The sequence below is a fragment of the Lentisphaera marina genome, from assembly GCF_028745505.1.
Lineage (GTDB): Bacteria > Verrucomicrobiota > Lentisphaeria > Lentisphaerales > Lentisphaeraceae > Lentisphaera > Lentisphaera marina.
In genome coordinates, this window is record NZ_JAQZZL010000001.1 from 2,123,962 (window position 1) to 2,146,004 (window position 22,043).

The 22,043-nt window shown below is 41.3% G+C and carries 17 protein-coding genes; all 17 read right to left on the reverse strand.

Annotated features, from left to right (window positions below; translation table 11 throughout):
• Positions 1–330: 330 nt before the first annotated feature.
• The 17 genes from PQO01_RS08720 to PQO01_RS08800 all read right to left on the reverse strand — a co-directional run bounded on the left by PQO01_RS08720 (position 331) and on the right by PQO01_RS08800 (position 21,820).
• Positions 331–1,734, reverse strand: coding sequence for a sulfatase family protein (locus tag PQO01_RS08720; RefSeq protein ID WP_274313635.1), 1,404 nt, complete (start codon positions 1,732–1,734; stop codon positions 331–333).
• Positions 1,727–3,199, reverse strand: coding sequence for a tripartite tricarboxylate transporter permease (locus tag PQO01_RS08725; protein WP_274313636.1), 1,473 nt, complete (start codon positions 3,197–3,199; stop codon positions 1,727–1,729). Before PQO01_RS08725 ends, PQO01_RS08720 begins: the two co-directional genes overlap by 8 nt.
• Before the next feature lie 4 nt (positions 3,200–3,203).
• Positions 3,204–4,520 (reverse strand): tripartite tricarboxylate transporter substrate binding protein, encoded by a 1,317-nt coding sequence (locus tag PQO01_RS08730; protein ID WP_274313637.1) that lies wholly within the window; start codon positions 4,518–4,520, stop codon positions 3,204–3,206.
• A 347-nt stretch (positions 4,521–4,867) separates the two neighbouring features.
• A complete protein-coding gene (locus tag PQO01_RS08735) occupies positions 4,868–7,516 on the reverse strand; it encodes a DUF1592 domain-containing protein (protein ID WP_274313638.1) in 2,649 nt (882 codons plus the stop codon).
• Positions 7,513–8,802 (reverse strand): DUF1552 domain-containing protein, encoded by a 1,290-nt coding sequence (locus tag PQO01_RS08740; protein ID WP_274313639.1) that lies wholly within the window; start codon positions 8,800–8,802, stop codon positions 7,513–7,515. Before PQO01_RS08740 ends, PQO01_RS08735 begins: the two co-directional genes overlap by 4 nt.
• Positions 8,803–9,181: 379 nt before the next feature.
• The gene (locus tag PQO01_RS08745; protein WP_274313640.1) at positions 9,182–9,463 is read right to left on the reverse strand and encodes a hypothetical protein; all 282 of its coding nucleotides are present in this window, start codon (positions 9,461–9,463) and stop codon (positions 9,182–9,184) included.
• Positions 9,464–9,495: 32 nt separating this feature from the next.
• The gene (locus PQO01_RS08750) at positions 9,496–10,620 is read right to left on the reverse strand and encodes an ISL3 family transposase (protein WP_274312489.1); all 1,125 of its coding nucleotides are present in this window, start codon (positions 10,618–10,620) and stop codon (positions 9,496–9,498) included.
• Complete coding sequence (locus PQO01_RS08755; RefSeq protein ID WP_274312490.1) at positions 10,569–10,712, reverse strand: hypothetical protein; 144 nt, start codon at positions 10,710–10,712, stop codon at positions 10,569–10,571. Before PQO01_RS08755 ends, PQO01_RS08750 begins: the two co-directional genes overlap by 52 nt.
• A 278-nt stretch (positions 10,713–10,990) precedes the next feature.
• A complete protein-coding gene (locus PQO01_RS08760; RefSeq protein ID WP_274313641.1) occupies positions 10,991–11,143 on the reverse strand; it encodes a hypothetical protein in 153 nt (50 codons plus the stop codon).
• A gap of 195 nt (positions 11,144–11,338) precedes the next feature.
• Positions 11,339–11,554, reverse strand: a complete 216-nt coding sequence (locus tag PQO01_RS08765) for a hypothetical protein (RefSeq protein WP_274313642.1) — start codon at positions 11,552–11,554, stop codon at positions 11,339–11,341.
• 606 nt (positions 11,555–12,160) lie between these two features.
• Complete coding sequence (locus PQO01_RS08770; protein ID WP_274313643.1) at positions 12,161–13,495, reverse strand: sulfatase family protein; 1,335 nt, start codon at positions 13,493–13,495, stop codon at positions 12,161–12,163.
• 240 nt (positions 13,496–13,735) lie between these two features.
• A complete protein-coding gene (locus PQO01_RS08775) occupies positions 13,736–15,118 on the reverse strand; it encodes a hypothetical protein (protein WP_274313644.1) in 1,383 nt (460 codons plus the stop codon).
• Positions 15,119–15,232: 114 nt separating this feature from the next.
• Positions 15,233–16,594 carry a sulfatase-like hydrolase/transferase gene (locus tag PQO01_RS08780; protein ID WP_274313645.1) on the reverse strand — a complete coding sequence of 454 codons (1,362 nt, stop codon included), beginning with the start codon at positions 16,592–16,594 and terminating at the stop codon, positions 15,233–15,235.
• Between the two features lie 235 nt (positions 16,595–16,829).
• Positions 16,830–17,609, reverse strand: a complete 780-nt coding sequence (locus tag PQO01_RS08785; protein WP_274313646.1) for a head GIN domain-containing protein — start codon at positions 17,607–17,609, stop codon at positions 16,830–16,832.
• Positions 17,610–17,624: 15 nt separating this feature from the next.
• On the reverse strand, positions 17,625–18,155 hold the full coding sequence (locus tag PQO01_RS08790; RefSeq protein ID WP_274313647.1) for a hypothetical protein: 531 nt from the start codon (positions 18,153–18,155) through the stop codon (positions 17,625–17,627).
• 160 nt (positions 18,156–18,315) lie between these two features.
• Complete coding sequence (locus PQO01_RS08795) at positions 18,316–19,890, reverse strand: sulfatase-like hydrolase/transferase (protein WP_274313648.1); 1,575 nt, start codon at positions 19,888–19,890, stop codon at positions 18,316–18,318.
• 286 nt (positions 19,891–20,176) lie between these two features.
• Positions 20,177–21,820: a 3-keto-alpha-glucoside-1,2-lyase-like domain-containing protein gene (locus PQO01_RS08800; protein WP_274313649.1), complete on the reverse strand. Its 1,644-nt coding sequence runs from the start codon at positions 21,818–21,820 to the stop codon at positions 20,177–20,179.
• Positions 21,821–22,043 lie beyond the last annotated feature (223 nt).

Here is a 22,043-nt window from a genome sequence, read left to right on the forward strand (position 1 = left end):
AGTTCATTAAATGTGACAAAAAGGACTTAAATTTTTAAATTTTATGGGGTACAATTTATGTATAGATATTTACCTGAGGCGCAAGGCATTATTTAAAGATCGCTGCCTTGGAGAATTAATAATCCTCAATCTTGAATTTAAATCGGCATTCTGAGTATGATTAGCGGTTTCCGCATGGGAATGAGACGCAGTTTTATTCCGCACGCTAAAGCGTGGACGACAAACCTTGAGCGTAGCGGTCTTTCAGCGTAGCGGTCTTTCAGCGTAGCGGTCTTTCAGCGTAGCGGTCTTTCAGCGCAGCGATCTTTCAGCGCGTCAGCTCGGTCTTTCTCACATCGGCGCTATGCGCTCTGAGCCCACATCAGTTGTGTAGACAACGTGATTATTAAAGCTTTTTAAGATGAGGCTACTTTTGAGCTCGGCGTATTCAGGGTCATCCCAGAGATTATCAAATTCCCAGGGATCCTTTTCCAAATCGTAGAGCTCACCTAGATTCTTGTCGTGGTAAATAGAGATCTTATGATTGCCCTCGCGATACATGGTCGCGAAGGAACCATCGCCACCGGTAAAGTTCATGTCCAGAGCGTCAAAATATTCACAGCGAACAGCATCTCGAATATGTTTGCCATCACAATCGCCTTTAAGAATCGGCATCAGTGACTGACCTTGGAAGTACTCAGGTTGATCAACACCAGCCACATCCAAAAGTGTTGCTGACATATCAAAGAGTTCAACGAGTCCATCTGCCACAAGATCTGATTTAAATTTAGCTGGGTAGCTTATGATGAGAGGAACTTTAACTAAGCCTTCGTAAAAACGGCAGCCCTTCCACATCAAACCGTGATCACCCAAGGTCTCACCGTGATCCGAAGTAAAAACAATAAGAGTGTTTTCTCTCTCGCCGATTTCCTCCAAATGATTGAGCAATCTCTCAAGCTGATCATCAATTTGAGAGATCATGGCATAATAATTAGCCTGGGCTTGATGAGCATCATGCCCTTCAGGAGTTTTGATTTCTCCCTGGAAATCACAAACTGAGAGCTTTTCCTGTTGAGCTAAATCACTCTCACGAAAATAGGGTCCAGGCATGTCTTCTGCACTGAACTGACTGGCATACTCCTGCGGGGGAACGAAAGGAGGATGCGGATCGTAGATATTGATATTGAGCATCCAAGGTTGATCAGCATCGCGTTTACCGTCAATAAAATCGATAGCCATATCAGTGGACCATTTTGTCTGGTGCAAATGCGGGCGTACGCGTTCAGGTGAGTTCCTCATTTCATCTAGGTCCCCCCCCTGCTTTGTCACCCAATCGGCATAATCGTGACCACTCTCCCAATCATCGCGTGGAGCGTGAGAAAACTTCCAGAAAGAAAAGCCATCATCAAGTCTTGGCTCGGTTCTATGGCCAGAACTCAAGAGGTGAAATTTACCAATCATACCACAATCATAACCGCTGTCCGCAATCATCTTGGAAATTAAGGGTGGATGATTAAAAGTATCGTTACCATTGCGGGTATTATGAGCCCTGGAAGGATAGAGACCAGTCATGAAGCTAGAACGACTGGGTGTGCATATTGGGCTTTGGCAGTAGGTGTTTACAAAACTAACGCCCTCTTTAACGAGTTGGTCAATAGTTGGAGTTCGAACGTATTTATTACCGAGAGCTGCGATGGTATCGAAACGCTGTTGGTCAGTGCAATACCAGAGAATGTTTGGACGTTTTTTAGACATTTTCATCTTTCTTCATTTGTTTAATAAAAGGGACAACAAGCATAGCAATTGTCAATAAGAATAGAGTACAGGCTATGGGCTGCTTAAAAATGGGCATAAAACTGCCATTGTGACTCATCAAAGCCGTACCGAGATTCTCTTCTGCCATGGGCCAAAGAACAAAACCAATGATAAAGGGAGCGAGTGGAATCTTGAGCTTTCTCATAGCCAGGCCAACGAGACAGAAAAAAAGCATGACCCAAACGTCGAACATGCGATTAGACAAACCATAGGAACCAATTACACAAAAGACAAGAATCGCCGGTATGAGGTAAGTTTTGGAGATCTTGGCGAGTTTGGAGAGCCATCCTACACTCAGAACCATCAAACCAATCATCATGATATTAGAAATCAGCATTGCTCCGGTTAAAGACCATACGTCGTCAGGGTGGCTGGTCATGAGTAATGGGCCAGGCTGAAGGCCGTGAATCACCATGCCGCCCAAAAGAATGGCATCGACCACACTACCAGGGATACCCATAGCTAATAAGGGAATAAGCGCCCCACCGACAGTTGCGTTGTTCGCAGATTCAGAGGCCACAATGCCCTCCTCACTACCTTTACCGAATTTCTCTGGCTCCTTGGATGATTTTTTAGCCAGAGTATAAGCCGTCACAGACCCCACATTGGCACCAATACCGGGAAGTACACCAATCCAGGTTCCCAACAGTGAAGACCTAAAAATATTGACGCCATACTTTTTCCAATCGGCCAGCGACATCCACATGCCCGTGGGCTTAGCTGTAATTTCTTTGATCTCTCCATCTGTTTTTTTAAGCATAATCACCACTTCGGAAACCGCATAAAGACCAATCATAACAGGAAGCAGTTTGAAGCCGTCATTCATTTCTGCATAGCCAAAAGTCAAACGTGATTCTCCACTTGAAGGAGAAAACCCCGGCATGGAAAATAACATGCCAATAAAGCCCGACAGCAGCCCCATGAGCATGGATTTTCCCACAAGGGCAATCAAAGCCATGGCCATCATAATGAGCGCAAAGAAATCATAGGGTCCGAGGTGGTGTGCGAATTTCGCAACTGGTGCAGCAAGAGTCGCAAGAAAGATCCAGGAAATGAGCCCACCCATCCCTGATGCACATATGCCAAGTCCTAAAGCCCTGCCTGGATTGCCACTGGCCGCCAAGGGGTAGCCATCTAAGGTGGTCATTATAGAAGATGGCGTACCGGGCATTTTTAAGAGAGTTGCTGTGATGAGTCCACCACTGACAGAACCCACATACATGGCAATAAGTAAAGCTAAGGCATCGGTTCCATCCATAGCGAAAGTAAGTGGTAAACTTAGAGCAATGAGCATGGCACCGGTTAATCCGGGTATGGCTCCCACTACAATTCCCAGCCATGTGCCCAGGGCCAACAGCAGTAAAGTTGAAGGAGAAAAAAGGTATTGGAGAACTTCTGTATTCATAATATTATCCTGGTAAATCCACGACTAAGACGCGTGTAAAAAGAAAAAAGAGGCCGAAAGACAGCACTAAAGAAAAGAATGCGAGAGGCAGGTATGCAGGTTTTTCTTTGCGGGTAATGATCAGTCCTAAGACAAAGACATAAGCACTGCTGACGAGTGGGTAGGAAAGTGAAGTGAGTGATAAAATACTCACGTAAATTGCGCTCAGCGCAAAAACTTTAATGGAAGTGAAATTCCAAATGCGCTCACTTGAACGTGAATTGGATTTTTGTAGAAAAGCTAAAACACTGAAGAAGGCGACAAAACCAAAAATCCATCTCTCAAAACGGGGAAGTACATCAATTTTACGCATGGAGACTTCACTAATGGTTTTTTCACGCTCCACGAGCTCGGCACTCAAGTCCTGTCCTTTTAGGGTAGTGTCTTTAATCCAATTGCTCTTCATGAAACCCTGCATGTCCTGAGAAGCCATGGCTTTTTCAATCACTTCTGCCATTTTGTTGCGAATTGCCTCAGGCGTGCCTTTGGGCATCCACCAAAAATTCATTATGGAAGAATTGAGTTCGAAGCCCTGCTCAGCTGAAGTCGGTAGTTCCGGCAAGGCCGCCTGACGTTCATTGGAAAAAACGGCCAGAGCTTTGAGTCCACCATCTTTGTAGCGCAGGTATTCGTCGATTGAAAAGACACTCATATCAACATGGCCACCCATAATCGCTCCATAGCGCTCTGCACCGCCACCGTACTGTACGAAATTAAACATGGCACCTTTATCCGTCTTCTCTAAAATAAGCCCAGCAAAATGACTTGGGGCACCTATGTTGGCAGCGAAATTTAAAGCATTGGGGGACTTCTTAGCTTCAGCCATAAGATCTTTTAATGATTCAAAGTGTGAATCACTTTTTACTGCAATAACATTTGGGCTCATTCCAGTTGCTGCAACGGCTTCAAAAGCCTCAGGTCCATAAGCAGCCTTGCCAGCGTGCTTTGCAGTAAGAATCCCTTCGTGAAGCATCAGCATAGTGTAGCCATCCGGACGTGCATTACGCACTCGACGGCTGCCAATTGTCCCACCGGCTCCACCCACATTAATCACAACGAGAGGCTGAGATAATAAATTATCTTTTTTAATAACGCGGATCAATTGGCGTGTAAAAGTATCACTACTGCCACCCGCCCCGAAAGGCACGATAACTTTTACTGGTCTTTGAGGCCAGTTTTCAGCATTATCGGCACTTAAATTGAAGCATGCAAATAAAGCACTCAAACAAAAGATCTGACGCCATAATTTAGGCGATTTTGAAATTGGAAATTTTTGTATCATCCCTGCCCTCGTCCATTAAACCGAGAACTTTGATTTGAATCATAATACATTTTAGCAAAGCCTATTTAATTATAATAATTAAACAAGGATTGTCGTAAAAAATTAAAAACTTACAAAATAATTAAAAAAAATACAACTTATTAAAAAGTGGACTAAACCCGCAGAAATTTAAGCCTGTTCTGGCGCTATAAACAAAAAGGCATGTGAAACATGGGTTTCACATGCCTTATAGAACTCTTAACTTGGCTTCGAACTATACTTATCGTCTCACACGCTGACTTAATATTCATAGAGAAATAGAGCCACTAAATAAGCTTAATTGACTCCATTATAAAAACCTTTAAAGGCTACTTTTGTTTAAAAGCTTCACTACTCACCAAAGCGGCAATGAAGCTGCTCACTTGATAATCATTTTCTTTTGCGCTTGCCAGAACTTTATTAACCAAATCCTCATCTGTAAAACCGAAAGGACGTCCCAGTGCGTATTCGATAAGATGCTCAGTAAAACCTTTTGCAAAGTCCGCTTCGCGCTTCGCTATGATCTCGCGCAATTCAAAGTAATTGGCAAATTGCGGCCCTTTGTGAAGCGCTCCAGAAGTATCAATTTTATGACCATCTTTGGATTTTCTTTTATACTTCCCGTGCTTGATGGCAAATTCCTTATCGCGCCACTTACCAATGGGGTCAAAATTCTCTAAACCAAAACCGATAGGGTCAATTTTGCGGTGACAACTGGCACATTGAGGTTCAGCCTGATGAGCTAAAAGTTTTTGACGCGTAGTGAGATTTGCCCCTTTCACATCAGAAAGTTGCGGTACATTTGCAGGTGCCGGTGGTGGTGGCTCATTGAGCAAATGACGCAGAACCCAGGCTCCGCGTTCCACGGGACTACTTTCTATGCCGTCACTACCCATGGCATTGATCGCGGCCATACCCAACAAACCACCTCGCGATGAACCTTGGGGTAAGCTAACTTTGCGATATTCATTGCCCGTTACACCTTCAATACCATAGAATGAAGCCATCAATGGATTGATAATCACATAGTCACTATTGAGAAGCTTAGCAATTTGTCCTTCATTTTTATGGCGCATGAGGTAGGCAAAACTCTCGTAAACTTCTTTACGTGAAGCCTCGCGTGTTGCCTCGTCGAATTCACTGTAAACGGTGGTGTCGAACTGAAAAAAGTCGAGGCGTTCCATATCCAGCCACTGATGGAGAAAGCCGGAGACAAACTTGTCTGCACGTGGATCTGCAATCAGTCGTGCAACCTGCTTATTTAATACTTCGGGATTACTGAGTTGCTTTTTTGCTGCTAGGCTCATGAGCTCACGATCCGGAGGTGAACTCCAAAGAAAATAAGCCAGACGAATCGCCAACTCGCGGTCATTGAGTTTACGACGTCCCTCTTCAACACTTGGCTCGTTGAGGTAAAGAAAACCAGGAGACGCTAAAATGATGCTCAATGGCTCACGTATCGCTACATCAAAGGCATCGCCTGCGGCACGATTTTTTTCGAATAATTTGACCAAAGCATAGAAATAGTCTTTGCCAGGTTTCTGACCGCGAAAGGCCTTGTAGATAAAGCGTAAGAAAATCTTTTTAACACGATCAGATTCAGATACGCCCTCTTGCGCCTCAAGCCACCAATCCATATATTTTGAGCTCTCTTCTTTGTGAGGACCGACTAACTCAAGCCAATCAACCCAAATAGCAGGTGGAATGCCGTAGCCATTTTTCTTTCTTTCGATAATATGTATTCCCCAGGCAGCTTTGAGGTTGTCGTTGTGCTGCTTCTCCTGAACGGCAAATTGTTTGGTAGTATTCATGCCTATTTCAATAGGCACTTCAATAATCTCAGGAGAATCCATGGTGCCATTGACATGACTTGTTGCAATGGGGGCTCCAGAAAGAAGACCTCTTTGCTGACCTGTTTCAACTTGGGGGTGACCAATATCAATAAAACGCCTTTCCGCAGGAGCATCATCAAGAGCTGCCGCACGAATTCTCAAAGTATATTTACCGGGCTGCAAGTTTTTTGACCCGATATCAATGCGTCCAATTCCATGCGCCTTCGCTAAATACAAACCGCTATCTCGTTGAGGCAAAGATGCAAAATGTTTATAAAGAGCTAAGTTGGCACGATCAATTGCAGGGTGAGCGCTAGACGCCGCCTGAGCATCTTTAAACCCATAGTCCTTGGCATTGGGAGCCCCCTTTAATAAGTTGGCACTTGAGTAAAGTGTCCTTGCATTAGCTTTCTTCTTACCTAGAATCTTATCAACGATCTCTTTATTCTGTGGATCTTTAGCTGCCTTATCCACACCAACTTGCCATTTTCTGAATTGCTCCTGGCGATATGTAGCGCCTTTAATCAATTTATCTGCTTGTGGATTATAGACTTTCTCTGGCTCAACGCGATAAACTTTACTTGCTGAATTTGACTGACGAGCAAACATTTCATCAATGGCTAAACGACCTAATTTTAAATACTCTTTAAACTGATCACTGGAAATAAATAGTGAAGAACCCACCGTATCAAAGCGCCCGGCACTTTCGTCTGTGGGAAGTAGCTCCACATCAACAGTCGTACCAGTTAAAGCCTTGATTGTATTTTGATACTCACGGCGATTGAGTCGACTCATAGTGATATTTCCACCTGAATCAGACAAGGCTTTACGCGCAACAACCATGGTCTTTGACAAGTCATCCAAAAAGTCTGCTTTTTCTTGATTATTCGGCTGCTTTTTATCTTCAGGCGGCATTTCACCTGCATTGATACTGTGAAGCACTTTTTGCCAGGTTTCGGCATCTTTGAGGTTTTGAATATTAAAGTCCAGATCCTCGAGATTCACCTTGCCCTCCTGTTTTTCCTCGCCATGGCAATTGAGGCAGTAGTTAGCCAAGAAGTCAAAGTTTTTTTCAGGAAGAACAGCTTTGTCAGCCTGAAGGCTGAAGGCACCCATCAGGCTTAAATAAGAGATAAATTTCTTCATGCCTGAAGTTCCTTAATAAGTCCCGTACTATCTCCATGACTAGCGGCCTTAATGCCCATACCCTGAAGTAAGGTGAGCCAGACATTGCACAGTGGCGTATGCTCAGGAAGAACCAGGTTTTGCCCAAGTTTTAGATTGGACCCACGACCCGTAATGATTGTTGGCACATTATCGATATAGTGGATACTTCTTGTTCCGCCGCCAAAAACAACTGTGGTATTATCAAATAAACTGGAGCCATTGGCCTCTTTAGTTCTTTTTAGCTGATCAATCAAACCCGCCAGTAAAGCCGTGTTGGCCTGATCTCTTTTTTGTGAGGCCTCCATGCGTACCCCGGGTGCATAATGACTCAGGGTGTGGGGATTCATACCTATATCCAAACTTTTTAAAAGGCTTCCGACAGGAAGTCGATAAGTGATAGCTCGAGTACAGTCGGTCTGCAGTGCGGCGTTCATCAGCTTATACATCATTTCGATTTCATCCTTACCTTGCAGCCCGGGCTTCGGTTCTGAGATGGGTGCCTGGACTTTGGGGATATCGAGCCAGGCTTCGTCCTTGCTCAATTGGGTCTCTATATCGCGAATGCCTGTAAAGTATTCATCTAATTTATCCTGATCGTCTTTAGAAAGACCACGTTGCACGCGCTTGGCATCCATTAAAACTGTATCTAAAACACTTCGGTTGTGGCGTATAGCTTCCTGACGCTGCTCCAAAGGTGTGTCATCAGCCGAGAAAAGTTTATGAAAAAGCTGAAGTGGGTCTTTCATACCGCCGATGGGTTTACCTTTCTCGTCCCAGGATAAAGAGAGTCCCGGTCCGTGACCCCCATTTTTATCGTCAGAGCTCACCAAGGGCAAAGATGTAAAACGTGTCGCATGGCCTAGCTGCTGAGCTATGACCTGATCAAGGGAAATACTATTGGCCATATTTTGACCCGGAATGGCATAACGGTTTGCTCCCGTGAGCCAATTGGTACTGCCATTATGGGGACCGTAATGATGTTCATGACGACAGCCTTGAACGACAGTAAAATCTGATTTGTGCTTTGCCAGGGGCTTTAAACCGGCAGGAAGTTTATAATCTGCACCCTTCTGTGCTTGGTCGGGATACCAGCTTTCCTGGGTGACACCAAAACCCATACTAATAAAGATGGCTCGCTTAGGAGGGCTCGTTGCTTTCGACTTTGAACTGCCAAAAGCTTTAAAATTCATTGACGCCAGACTTGGCAAAGCAATTGCTGCACCTGAACCACGTAAAAAATTGCGACGATTGATTTGTGATCTCATCTATTCAGTAACCTGTTTTTAATAAATTATTATTAGCTCGCCCAATACTCAAGAGTTAGACCACTAATTATTCTCGCCCCATAATTATCGCAAATACTGAATATATGACAGATTTATAATTTTATTTTCATTTTTTTGTGGAATAACTTCAAAAGGAAATCAACTTGAAGCTCCGCATTCCACTCACGAATTAGCTGGGAGCTCCCCATTCCAATGCGGAAAAGCACAGATCACGTATTGAGGATTTGAAAACACTGAGAGAAACATATTACAACTAAGAAAGACTCCTTCTGCAGCGAATGAAAGAGCGATCTGCAGCGTAGCGATCTCATAACTTTGAATCTGGGAGCAGCAAATGAAAGCAATTATGCATTGCTAATCAAAAATCACTCGCAACCATATTGACGCTTGTGGGTAGGTCTATGCCCTGCTCTTTGTCACGACGAACTTTCCACACGAGTTTTTTATCGCGGTCTACTTCAAACATGGGATAAGCACTATTATATGCCGCTACAATTATGTTGCCGTTGTCTCTTACCACAAAACCTCCCACATATTTCAGGCCCAATGTCGGGACATCTTCGGGAGTTAAAGACCAGCTAAGTTCATCCTTCTTATTAATTTCAATTAAGCTAGAACCATAACCCGTGCCAATAAGCACATTTCCGCCTCTTCGCACTTATCTGTAAAAGTTCACAAAATCTGCCGAGTTTTTAGATTAGGCAAATCAAATATTTTGAGTATGAGATATTCTTCATCTCGGTAACCATATGCCTGCCTTGTTAACCAGCCGATTTTATTATTAAATCCTTCCATAATGGCCGACGTTATTTTTGTTTTCCAAAAAGCTAAAATCCCCGTGGCATGCTTGCGGATTGTTTTTGCCATAGAAATTAGTTCAGGAACTTCACTGCAGTCAGCTTTTTCACACCAATATTGCAATGCATTTTCAACGAAAACCAAATCTTTGATACGATAAATCCTTCTCAACGCTTCTTTTAAAGCGTATGTAATACCCAGCTCTGAAAACAAGCTGCAACATTGTTTTATTTCAGCTTGAGCGGTTTCTTCAAGGTCTTCATTATTTCTGTTAAACTTCCATCTCAGGCCTTTGATTTCACCCCTGTCTTCATCTTCCAGTTCTCTGGAAATTCTTCTTCGAACTTTATTCAGCCTCTCATTCATAAGTTTGATGACATGAAAGTGATCATAAACAATTATAGAATGAGGTAAATTAGCCTTAATCCATGCTGTAAAAGATGGAGCTAGATCCACAGCGACAAACTCAATGTTCGCTTTACTGGATTTTAGTTTTTTCATAAAACCATCTAGGCACTCCCCCTTTTTTCCTTTGCCTACAAATAACGTAGCCCCACTTTTTAGATCTCGGACAATTGTCAAATAGCCTTTGTCGCCAATTCGTTTTCCCATATGGATTTCATCGATACCAATAGAACTGATATGTTTCAACGGGACTTTACTGTATTTCTTACTCAGATATGTTTTTTCAACCGCTTTAACTGTATGCCAATTTAGCTTGAAATATTTAGCTAAACTTTGAATACACATGTGCGCTCGTAGCTCTATGATATGCCTTTCTAATACTTTTGTGATTCTACTTTTAGAACTTGAAATGAACGAAAGCTTCTCCATTAAATATGAATCACAATCATGACAACGGACTCTATGCATTTGTACACAAAACAAAGTCTTTTTTGTGCCCACGGGTAATGATTTTATAAAACGAATACCTGTGGCAGTTGCGGTCACATCGGCACTGTTGCATTTGGAACAGTTAAAGGTCTTTTTTTTCGACATATATGAATAATCAGTTCATTGCCTTTGTATTCAAAGCGCTTGTGCTCGTATCCAATAATTCCGTGTGTATGTTGATGTAGACTGCTTGACATGTTTTCTCCTTTTTGTAGTAATTAAAGAGAGATGTGCAAGCAGTTTTTTGTATTTGAAACCTTTGGTTTCTGCCCGCTGGCGAAGCATTACGCCAGTAAAGCAACTGAAGATCAAATCTTTATCCGTATAAATAACGAGCTTGCGAGTGGCTTTATGCCGGAGCAAAGGTTTGAACGAAGGCGGTAGTTTTACAGATTTCTACGAAGAACCACATTTCCGTTTTCTAGAAGCTTTACACCATGTATTCTTTGTACTTTTATAGGTAAATCAATTTTTTTTAAATTGATAGTTCTCTCAGTGCCCCCTTTGCATTGAGGATATAAATTTTATTTTGAGCACAGGCGGAAATGATATAGCCACCATCTGCAAGCTTTCGAACTGTTTTCATCTGCAAACGCCCCTCACCGCGAAGGAAAGATATTTTTATCATCCTTTTAATTTTCCCCTCATAACTTAATTCCAATAAAAATTTATTGACTCCAATCAACATCTCTCCATTATCAAGCGGCTGACAGGAATGAATTTCCAAGGGTCTAATTTTGGGCTCAAAGTAAATTTTTCGAGTATTCGTTTTATCATATTTCCATACCCCAAGTGAACCACAAATAATTGTACTTTCATCTGTTTACCACACCTCCTGACACTTGCCATATGAGGCCCATTGCTTAGTTATTTCCCCCTCTTGTATAAGCTTTCCCTGCTCTTTTAAATGTTCGGTAACGATCATTTTGGGTATATTATCCGAGTTCATCTCTGATCCATCAGCAGATAAAAATCCCAAATCAACTGCAAAAGCCAGCTGGGTCGACAACAATAATAATACTGCACTAATACACTTCATTTTATCACTCTCTGTTATTTTAGTTTTGAGCGAAGAAGTACCACACAACTAAGCTCATCAAAACCTTCACTAGTCTTTTATAGTAGAGAAATTACAAAGAAATGACTGATAGATGACTTCTATTGACGTAAATCCCAGATCATTATAAATTAGAACGATTTAATACAAAAATTGACTGATTTTTTTATTGATCTTTAGTGAGTCATTAAGTTAATGAATTAGAATCACACTCAAACATTCTTCCGCGTCGGAACGCGGAGCTCCCAGCTTATAAAGTTATAAGATCGCTTCGCTACAGATCGTTCGCAAAGCTCACTACAGATCGCTCATTTCATTCGCTGCAGACTCAATAATTATCCATCTTCAATTCACTAAATTATCAGAAAAAATAAGCCGATTAACCATTTGAACTCCCAGGCATTGCCATACGAGCAGATACACTTTATCCACAACTTTATTCCGCGTTGGAACGCGGAGCTCCCAGCCTCTTTCAAATCACCAAATAGATTTCACCCTTTGCTTTATTCCGCGTCGGAACGCGGAGCTCCCAGCCTCTTTCAGATCCACAAATCCTCAATTAAAGACTATTGATTTTTACACTAAGCTTTATTTTTGGGATGGACGTTTCCAGTTGACTTTATTGGCTTTTGAAAGATAGCTCGTCATGGCCTTGTGCAACTCGCTAAATTTCTCTGGGAATTCTTTACTCAGATCCTTTTTTTCAAATGGGTCACTCTTCAGATTAAAGAGTTCGTACTTTGAGTTTTGAGTATTTTTTACCAACTTCCAATCCCCCATTCTCAAGGCGTGTTTTTTATATCTTTGAAGCCAGGTATAAAACTTTTTACGATTTTTATATTCTGGCTGATTTCCATGAAGAAGTTCAGTTAAGAATGATTTGCCATCCATATACCCTGAATAATCAATTTGGCTAGCCGCAATTAATGACGGCATAAAATCCATCGTCATTGCCTCAAAAGTTGAGATAGTACCCTGTTTAATTTGATCCGGCCAAGTGACAGAAGTACAAACGCGCAATCCACCCTCGTACATGTTAGTTTTATCGGCACGCAGTTCACCATTATCTGCACCAAAGCGGAGCTTGCCGCCATTATCTGAAGTAAAAACGATAAGAGTATTTTTTGCGAGTCCAAGCTTTTCCAAAGAATCCAGGACTCGTCCTATTGAATAATCCATGTGTTCGATTAAACCGCCCAGGAGTGCCCTTGTTTCAGTTGCTTTGGGATTTCTTTTTTTAAAGCGCTCATAATAATCTTTAGGTGGATGAATGGGGTCATGCGGTGCGTTGTATGAAAGGAACTGAAAGAAAGGTCGTGAGTCATCTTTGGCTTGCTTTATATCTGCAATGGCCCAATCACTAAATAAATCTGTTGCGTGAGTTCCCTTGGTGACGACGCGCTCATTATTTTTGTACATATACTCATTGCCGTGTCGAGTATGCTCCCAATAATCATCCATCATATCTCCCAGGAAACCGTGAAAAACTTCAAAGCCTCGCTCATTCGGAGTATTTGGAGATTTAAGTCCTAAATGCCACTTGCCAATAAGACTGGTTCGGTAACCATTCTTCTTAAAAACATCGGCAATAGTCGTGGCTTCGGGGTCAAGAAAGCCCCAATTTCCGGAGTCAGGAGTTCTTACAACACCGGGAACCCCAACTAAATCCTGATTGCGGCCGGTCAAGAAGGCTGCTCTAGAAGGTGAGCACACGCAGCTATTTGCAGTGAATTTTGTAAAGCGCATCCCCTCTTTCATCAATTGATCAATACGCGGAGTCTGGATATCAGGCGAGCCATAAATAGATAGGTCGCGATAACCGAGATCATCAACCATAATAAAAAGGATATTGGGCTTTTCTGCTGAGACCGTAAAAGGGCCAATACTAAGGCATAGTGAAAGGAAAATGAGGATACGATTCATTGAGATATACTTTTGTTTTATTTACGAGATTGTACTGAAAGAAGGTGATCTTATTGAAAGCTTGATTTTTTATTTGTTATCATTGGAAGAAGATTAAATCTCTGTTAGGCTAATTACCGATTGCCGTGTGAACTAAATATGTTTTGAAGAGGTCCACAGTCATCACAACTTCATGGGTTTGTTCAAAATGCTTTGTAAGCCTAAGTTGATAAAAACGAATATTCTAGTAAGAAGAAAGTTTTAAAGCTTAGTGTAAGTCCCATTACCAAATTGAATAGCTGTAATTTGTCCATTTGAATCAACTCTTACATGTAATTGATGTTTCTTATAAGGACAATCTTCTTGTGTCCAAAGCTCGCCTTCAACTAATTTTAATGACCACTGAAAATTAGCTGAATTCCTCCAAAAAAGTTGTCCATTGGTTTGAACGATTTCAACTTCATGCCATTTATTCTCGATTGGGATACGATGGTACTCACCAACAAGCTTCTGCAAATCTGTTTTCCTAAGCTTTAGGAATTTAGGAGCCTTAATTCCTTCGTAAAGTTCTGGTGTTGCATTTATGAGTCTCTTACTAATAGACTCGTAATAATAATCAGGTTCATAAATACCTTTAAAATCTTGAGGCCATGTCTCCCTAGAAAACCAGGAATGACCCGTTTTTTCTAAATTAAACCTAGGCCATTTCTTATATATATGATGCATAAATTCGTGCTGAAACCATTGTGGTTGATACGCCCGAATTTCTACAGTTGTATATTCACCTTTCCCTAAGTGCACAGGTTTTCTCGTAAACCACGCATCATCAGATAAAAAAAGCGCCTGCCCTTTATATTGTGTCATTCCACCAGTAATGAAATGACGCTTAAAGCCTGAGCCATCTCCTGGAACTCCCGAAGGAGCTATAACCCACCACATGTCTGTCGAATCCTTAAGTTCCTCGGGTACTTGGTCAATCATTTGTCGCGCTTTAGGATAGCTTGTTATTATCTTACCATTATCATTATTCATTACTTGCGTTCCCTCACTCAAAAGATGAACCTTTAAATTAACTTCTTTAGCTTTAGTAATGACCTTTAACCAATGCCTAAAAATTTTTGTTGAGGTGTGTAGAACTTTATAGTCATCGGCGAGTATCTCTGGGGATACTTTTAAATTAACATTTTCAATTTCTAAATTAGGTAAAGTAACACGTTGCACCTTAGCATGTGGCGCAATTACTGCAGTAATTTGCAATGAGCCTTTAGTTTTATTATCCAAACTTTTTAAAGTCACTATTTGTTGAATCATGCGCAAAGAGGCGTAACAACTGGGAGTACCTATATGTACTCCACGAAAATTTATCTTCTGCCATTTGGGACTTGAAATGGGTAACTCAGTAAATATTTTCTCAACTCTTAATCCAGCTGACTCGTAATCTCCTGCTTCTATGTCATCCTCGGCATAAAGCAATGCCTTTAAAGATCTTTTATAGAAGTCAGGAAATTCTGACTCTCCTCCATTTTCTTTGAAAAAATGTTCAAGTTGAGAATCTGTCAGCGCATACAGGTGCTGAGCTCGATTGCCATTAGCAAATAAGTTGACCATATGTAAACAAGCTAATGTAAAAACGAAGTATCTCATAATAATACATTCCTAAACTAAATATTAACCATTAATGGTGAGACTTGCAAACCATTAAATTTCCACAACAAATCTTTATCACTTAAACTTTTCTAGAGTGACTAACAAGTAAAATTACCTAACTTTAAATGGGGGTCTATTCTGATCCATTTCATCTTCCCATGCCTGTAATTTGCCTTTCATTTCGCTGACGATTTGGGGATGTTGATAGAATAGATTTTCGTTTTCTGCAATGTCTTTTTCCAAATTAAAAAGCATCTCGCAATTGACATCCAGAATGTATTTCCATCTGCCCATGCGAACGGCTTTTTGCCTTCTGGCTTTACTATTGGAGCGCCAAAACAAAATTCGCTCAACGGTATTATTTTTATCTGTCATCATGGGGAGAAGATTAATTCCATCGTAGGACTTCTCATTGATCCCCGCGAGAGCTAAAAATGTTTTGGACAGGTCCATGGTGATGGCAATTTGGTCACTGACTACACCTTTACCAATTTTTTCAGGCCAATGCATAATACATGGTACTCTTATACCACCCTCAAACAGAGTAGTCTTGCGGTGAAAAAGCGGTGCATTATTCGAGAAATGGGCGCCACCATTATCACTGCTGACCACAAATAAAGTCTTGTGAAAAATCTTCTTTTCTTTCAGCTTGGCAATAATCATTTCTACGCCCTTGTCGACTTCTTCAACCATGGAGATATAATCAGCTCTATTACCACCATTTAAGTTGGCTTTGGTGATTTGTTTAGGCTTTTTGTCTGCTGTCTGATAGGGACTGTGAACTGCCATGTGAGGCACATACATAAAGAAAGGTTTGTCCGCATGTCGATCAATAAAGTCTACGGCACGCTCGTTGATATTCGTGGTCAAATATCCGAAGTCCTTAATCACCTTTGTCCCTTCGCGCAGGGTGTAGCTATCGTCATAGTACTTGTATGTATAATAATCACAGTGTCCTAAGAGTGGCCCGTAATATTCATCAAAACCATGATGGACGGGATTAAACTTATCTTGTGATCCAAGGTGCCACTTACCAAAAGCACCTGTCTTATAACCGGCTTTTTTCAGCAATTTAGGCAGATGATTTTTTTCAGGTAAAAGCCCTATTCCATGAATGTTCGCTACTGCTTCGTATTGACCGTTTTTGAGTTGAAAATTTGTACCACCATAGCCTAGAGCCCATTCAAAACCCGAACGCTGCTGCCAGCGACCAGTGATAAAAGCGCAGCGCGTTGGTGAACACACGGGTGCATTGGCATAAAAGTTTGTAAACTTAAGCCCATTTTTAGCCAGCTCATTAATGCCAGGAGTTTTAATATCTTTCGCCCCATAGGGCTCACTATCGGCATAGCCAAAGTCATCTATTATCACAAAAACGATATTGGGTAAGTCTTTATTCTGGGCATTTAAGCTCATGCAAAAGATCGCTAAAAAAGAGCTTAGAATGAGTGTGTATCTATTCTTAAAATCCATGATTTTCCTAAAATTATGTGGGTCGCTTCGGCACCGCATTATATGTATTCTGTTTTATTTTTCTATAATCGTCGTCAAAGTCTACAGAATGACTAATATTTCGTTTTAGGCCTGAGTTTTTGAAAATTTAAAGCACTACAAATCACAGGGATGACATAGAAGCTCTTGTACCCGTATATTGTAAGAAGAGCCTAATCTAAAAGAAAAGAACTCTTCGAGTGAAGAGTTCTTAAAGTTAAAATTTTGTGATTTTCCCAGAGCCATGAACCGATGAATTGATCTCTGGCGTTCCTTTGTACATTAGGTCGCCGCTGCCATTTATATTTACATTTAAATGATCGCTTGTGTGAGTATAAATTTTTCCAGAACCATTAATGACAGCCGTGTGTGATTTAGTTAAAAGGTCTTTAGTCAGTATATCTCCAGAGCCATTGATAAATGATAAGAGTTCATTCGTTCTACCGCTAATATTTATATCCCCGGAGCCATTAATCATCGATTTAAACTTTTCGGTATTGAGACCTATTATATTGATATTACCCGAGCCCTTAACTTCGGCCATGGAAATTTTTGGAACAGTAATTTCAATCTTAATTTTGTTGTGATGGATGAGTTTTTCTGAACAAGATATTTTAAGTTTTTGGTCATTTATTTCTGTTTTAATCGCAGGTAAAATATTATCATCTGCAGTAATAGTCAGAGAGGGCTCATCTTTAAAACTTACTGCAACATCAGCACTAAAATTGAGTTGGATTTGATCGAAGTTTTTTATGTCCCGAGACTCAGTTATAAACCTCCCTGAGCCTTTAATAAATGAATCATCATCTAAATCAAGTCTCTTTCCGTTTACCCTAATATCGCCTCCATTAATCGTGATGATTCGAACACCCTTGGCCCCTGTATCATCATCTACATTAATCTGTTTACCATTAACTATTACTTTAGCCGTTTTTTCAGGCTTACAGCCCCAGAGAAGCAAGGTGGTAAACAGCAAGGTAATTAGAGCTTTATTCATAGGCTTAACTATATTTTATTTTAATACTTTTGAACTATCAGCTTTAATTTGAGCTACACCATTCTCATCAACAATGATTTTGACATCTCCCGTAAATTGCACAGTACGCCCATCCTCAGTTTCGAAAATAGCCTTTTTAGCTTCTATTTCACCTGTCCATTGACCGTCACTTGAAAGTTGACCTTTTTTTTCACCATCAAATTTAATGACTCCGTTTTTAAGATTTAAAACCTTGGCACTTTCTTCCCATGATTTTAAAATTTTTGTAATATCAGCTTTAATTTGAGCTACACCATTCTCATCAACAGTGATTTTGACATCTCCCGTAAATTGCATAGTACGACCATCCTCACTTTCGAAAATAGCCTTTTTAGCTTCTATTTCACCTGTCCATTGACCGTCACTTGAAAGTTGACCTTTTCTTTCACCATCAAATTTAATGACTCCGTTTTTAAGATTTAAAACCTTGGCCTTGTCTTCCCATGCATGATGTGAGGAAGCTGATGAGGTGAATATGAATAAAAATAAGCAGATTAGGTATTTCATGTATCTATTTCCATTGACTCATTGATTAAAAAACTGATGTAGAGAATTTGATGAAGCTTATTCAGAAAATTCTCTTTTTATACAATTGTTTTAAAAATCCATAAGGTGACAAAAAGGTCGAAAGATTTGTGGACTCCTTTTTCAAATATAAAAGCAACAGCTATTTATTTTGAATCCCCGCAGGATAAACACTTGGTTTGGGGTCGCCGTAAGGCAGTAGGTAACGCGGATCGGGCTTCACTCCCTCTGGAGTAGGCTCAAGAGCCCACGAAAACACTTCTGCCGCATCAGATGCCGCTTTATTAAGACGCGGCAAGGATGCTGACCACTGATCCAGTTCCTTACGCAATTTCGCCGCGATTTCAGGCTTTGACTTAGCATAATTAATCAACTCATAAGGGTCTTCAGCCAAGTTAAACAAGAGCTCCTGTTTATTCGAACGCCACAACTTCCAATCCCCCATACGCACCACCTGAGTCTGCCAGAATTCCCAGAACATGGGCTTAGGTCGATCAATTTCATCACTTTGGCCAGTCAAGCGCGGCATCAAATCAACACCATCAAATTCTTCGGGAATTTCACCTCCACCGAGCTTAAGACTTGTGGCGGTTAAATCCAGCGTCGTCACCATTTCATTAATCACTGTGCCCGGCACTAGTTTTCCCTTCCAATAAGCGAACATGGGCACTCTTATCCCGCCTTCAAATAAACTACCTTTTTCACCGCGCATGGGCACGTTATCCGATCCATTCCAGCTTCCCTTTTTACCTGACTCTCCTCCAGGTAATCCAGGGCCACTACGTCCGAACTTAACCGATCCGCCATTGTCACTGGCGAAAAGCACAAGAGTATTTTCTTCGAGGCCACGCTCACGCAGCTTTGCCACTATGCCACCTACCGCATCGTCAATTGATTTTACGAGAGCAAGCCCCATGCGTCTGCGGTCGTCCCGCCAGTCATCGTAATGAGGGTAATCCAGTTTGGGAAAATTTTTATAATAAGGGTCTTTTTTATTGATCAAAGGTATGTGCGGTCCGTAAAGCGAAAGGTAGAGAAAGAAAGGCTTCTTTTGAGTCTGACTAAAATCGATAAAAGATTCACCATATTTACCCTGGAGAATGACGCGGTTGGCAACTCCATCCGGTAAACCTTTTTGTGGCTTAGGTTTTATACTTTTACCATCAAGAGAAAGATTGCTTAATCCACTTGTCATGGTTCCATTCCAGTAGTAATCAAAACCTCGATTTTGAGGGGAATGATTTTTAGATGAACCTTTTGAAAGATGCCATTTACCAGAAATCCCGGTCAAATAACCAAGCTCCTTCATACGCTCAGCAATAGTGGGCAAGGGCTGTCCAGCTTTATCGGTTCCTTTGGCATAAATTCGCGGCAAGTTATTCTGACCTTCGCCCGCATCAGTACTATTATGTGGAAAGCCAAATTCGTTTTGAATACGTCCAGTCATTAATCCGGCACGTGAAGGCTGACATTGGGGTGCTGTACTGTAACCGGCAGTCATTAAGGCGCCATTACGAGCTAGATTATCCATGTTTGGTGTGTCAACATATTTATCTACACCATAGATTCCCAGGTCAGTGTAACCATGATCATCTGTATAGATTAAAATGATATTGGGTCGATTTGCGGAGTCCGCACTATTTTTTATTTGATTATTTGGCTTTTGATCAGCTAAAGCCGACATGGCGAAAGCTAGAAATGTCAGTGTTTTCATCATATGAATTATTCTCCCAAACACGGCTAATTAAAAATCTATTTCTTTGATATATATAAGTAGAATTAGGCTAATATTACTCAAAATGACAGCAAACTTATTAATTGTTTTTAAATTATAAGATCGCTTCGCTGCAGATCGTTCGCAAAGCTCACTGCAGATCACTCATTTCATTCGCTGCAGATTCAAAAATTTTTAATGTCATCTTCGTAAGGCACTCCGCGTCGGAATGCGGAAGCTTCCAGCTAGTCCTTAATTAGAATGTCGGCTCCTAGCAACCCTCTCATTTTCAAGGCACTTTTTTAATGAAGGGGGCCTTAAAGAAGCATAGCCCTGTGCTTTTTGTTTTACGTCTGTAGATGGAGTCCTTGGCGCAAATGTACATATATTTAAAATCTGAGCACGCAAAAACTATGCTGTTAAGCGGTTTTCCTAGCGGATTTGAAATAAGTCCTAAACTTAAACCGTTTGTGGCGAACACCTGAATACCGACGTCAGATGTTACATAGTAGCGACCATAGGCATCTGTCGCCATACCATCCCCCCTGGATGCTGCTAAAGGTGCTGCTGCTTTCAAGGACATATGAGGACGTTCATAAGTTAAGTCGCCATTCTTTGCTATCTGGTAGGAATAAGCTTTTTCACCGCGATGATCCGAAACAAGTAGTACACTTTGATCAGTGGAGAGACTGATTCCATTGGGACGCTCAGCGTTTGTCTCAAAACGTTTAACTTTTCCCTCTGGTGAAATAGCCACTATTTTCTGCTTGCTTGTCTCTGTTACATAAACCCATCCAGCATGAGTGACCACGAGGTCATTAGGCATGATACCTTCGGCAAGGACAGTCAGCTTGCCTGCTTTATCAATCTTAACTATTCGCTTAAAATCACCTCCTTGACAGGCGTACAGGATTCCCTTAGGCCCAAATTGCATACCACTGATTCTTTCTACACCTGTAGCATAGGCAGATATTTCCCCCTCCGGACTGACTTTATAAACACTATCTCCGCCTTTAACATCGGAAAAATAAAAATTTCCTTGCTCATCAACACAGGCAGCATCAGTATGTTCATAGCCTTCTGCAATGGGTTCCCACTTATCTTTATCATCAAAGAGAATTTTTGAAAAAGGTACATTATTTCTATAACCATAAATGGGTGCTTGCCAGTCTTTGGGAAGTTTGCCTTGAGGGCGTACACCGTATGCAGTAGCAGGTATGGGATGATCTTTGGCTTGCAGTAAAGGAAGGTTTTCAGGAAGTTGTTTTAAGTAAAAATCTTTAAATTGGATCTTCATCGCGGGGCCAACATGTACCTGCACAGCCAGAACTCCCTTCAAGCTTCGACCTGCTTCATCCAAGTCGATCAAATCTGCGGTTTTATGTCCATTGATCCAGTGCTGATAATGATTACCTTTAACGAGAACTCTGTAGTCATGCCATTGGTCAGGAGCAAACTCTTTGACAGGCATCTGTGCTACAACCCAAGGCTGCCCCTGCCGATCAATGATAACTTTCTCTCCTGTGCGAGATAGAATTTTTCGACCGCGTTCTTCATAAAGCATGCCATTATAATTCGGATTCTTGACCAGTACATCACATTGGTAACCAGATACTATATCCGGGCCGATATCCGGTCGTAATATCCCCCTGTATTGTATGCCGGAATTCCCTGCGGCAGTCACCTTAACTTTGACACGAATTTCAAAATTACTGATGGTCGAAGCTTTCCAGGTGATAAAGCGATTCATCTTTAAGCTTCCATCCGTCACTCCTGTAAGAGCACCGTCTTCTACTGACCAGTATTTTGAATCTCCGGACCATCCACTGAGACTTTTGCCATCGAAGATTTTCTGGAACCCGTCACTGTCACTTTGTGCGAACAAAGGATTTGACGCTAAGCTGATCATCAAGGCTAATAATAATTTTTTCATCATGCTTCCTACAACTTTTAATGGAATCTCAGTCTGTGTTTTTATCTGCCCAATCATCCCAAAGACAGCTATTCTCTAGATCTACTTCTTTCTTATCTAAAAAAGAATTAGTATGAAATCACTCAAAATGACAGCAAACTTATTAATTGTTTATAATTGGTTCTTATAAAGTTATAAGATCGCTTCGCTGCAGATCTTACATAGTAGCGATCATAGGGACTCT

Excerpts from the sequence above, each read along its gene's own strand:
- PQO01_RS08720 (WP_274313635.1), bottom strand. The coding sequence starts at position 1,734 with ATGTCTAAAAAACGTCCAAACATTCTCTGGTATTGCACTGACCAACAG.
- PQO01_RS08725 (WP_274313636.1), bottom strand. The coding sequence starts at position 3,199 with ATGAATACAGAAGTTCTCCAATACCTTTTTTCTCCTTCAACTTTACTG.
- PQO01_RS08730 (WP_274313637.1), bottom strand. The coding sequence starts at position 4,520 with ATGATACAAAAATTTCCAATTTCAAAATCGCCTAAATTATGGCGTCAG.
- PQO01_RS08735 (WP_274313638.1), bottom strand. The coding sequence starts at position 7,516 with ATGAAGAAATTTATCTCTTATTTAAGCCTGATGGGTGCCTTCAGCCTT.
- PQO01_RS08740 (WP_274313639.1), bottom strand. The coding sequence starts at position 8,802 with ATGAGATCACAAATCAATCGTCGCAATTTTTTACGTGGTTCAGGTGCA.
- PQO01_RS08750 (WP_274312489.1), bottom strand. The coding sequence starts at position 10,620 with ATGTCGAAAAAAAAGACCTTTAACTGTTCCAAATGCAACAGTGCCGAT.
- PQO01_RS08755 (WP_274312490.1), bottom strand. The coding sequence starts at position 10,712 with ATGTCAAGCAGTCTACATCAACATACACACGGAATTATTGGATACGAG.
- PQO01_RS08760 (WP_274313641.1), bottom strand. The coding sequence starts at position 11,143 with ATGATAAAAATATCTTTCCTTCGCGGTGAGGGGCGTTTGCAGATGAAA.
- PQO01_RS08765 (WP_274313642.1), bottom strand. The coding sequence starts at position 11,554 with ATGAAGTGTATTAGTGCAGTATTATTATTGTTGTCGACCCAGCTGGCT.
- PQO01_RS08770 (WP_274313643.1), bottom strand. The coding sequence starts at position 13,495 with ATGAATCGTATCCTCATTTTCCTTTCACTATGCCTTAGTATTGGCCCT.
- PQO01_RS08775 (WP_274313644.1), bottom strand. The coding sequence starts at position 15,118 with ATGAGATACTTCGTTTTTACATTAGCTTGTTTACATATGGTCAACTTA.
- PQO01_RS08780 (WP_274313645.1), bottom strand. The coding sequence starts at position 16,594 with ATGGATTTTAAGAATAGATACACACTCATTCTAAGCTCTTTTTTAGCG.
- PQO01_RS08785 (WP_274313646.1), bottom strand. The coding sequence starts at position 17,609 with ATGAATAAAGCTCTAATTACCTTGCTGTTTACCACCTTGCTTCTCTGG.
- PQO01_RS08790 (WP_274313647.1), bottom strand. The coding sequence starts at position 18,155 with ATGAAATACCTAATCTGCTTATTTTTATTCATATTCACCTCATCAGCT.
- PQO01_RS08795 (WP_274313648.1), bottom strand. The coding sequence starts at position 19,890 with ATGATGAAAACACTGACATTTCTAGCTTTCGCCATGTCGGCTTTAGCT.
- PQO01_RS08800 (WP_274313649.1), bottom strand. The coding sequence starts at position 21,820 with ATGAAAAAATTATTATTAGCCTTGATGATCAGCTTAGCGTCAAATCCT.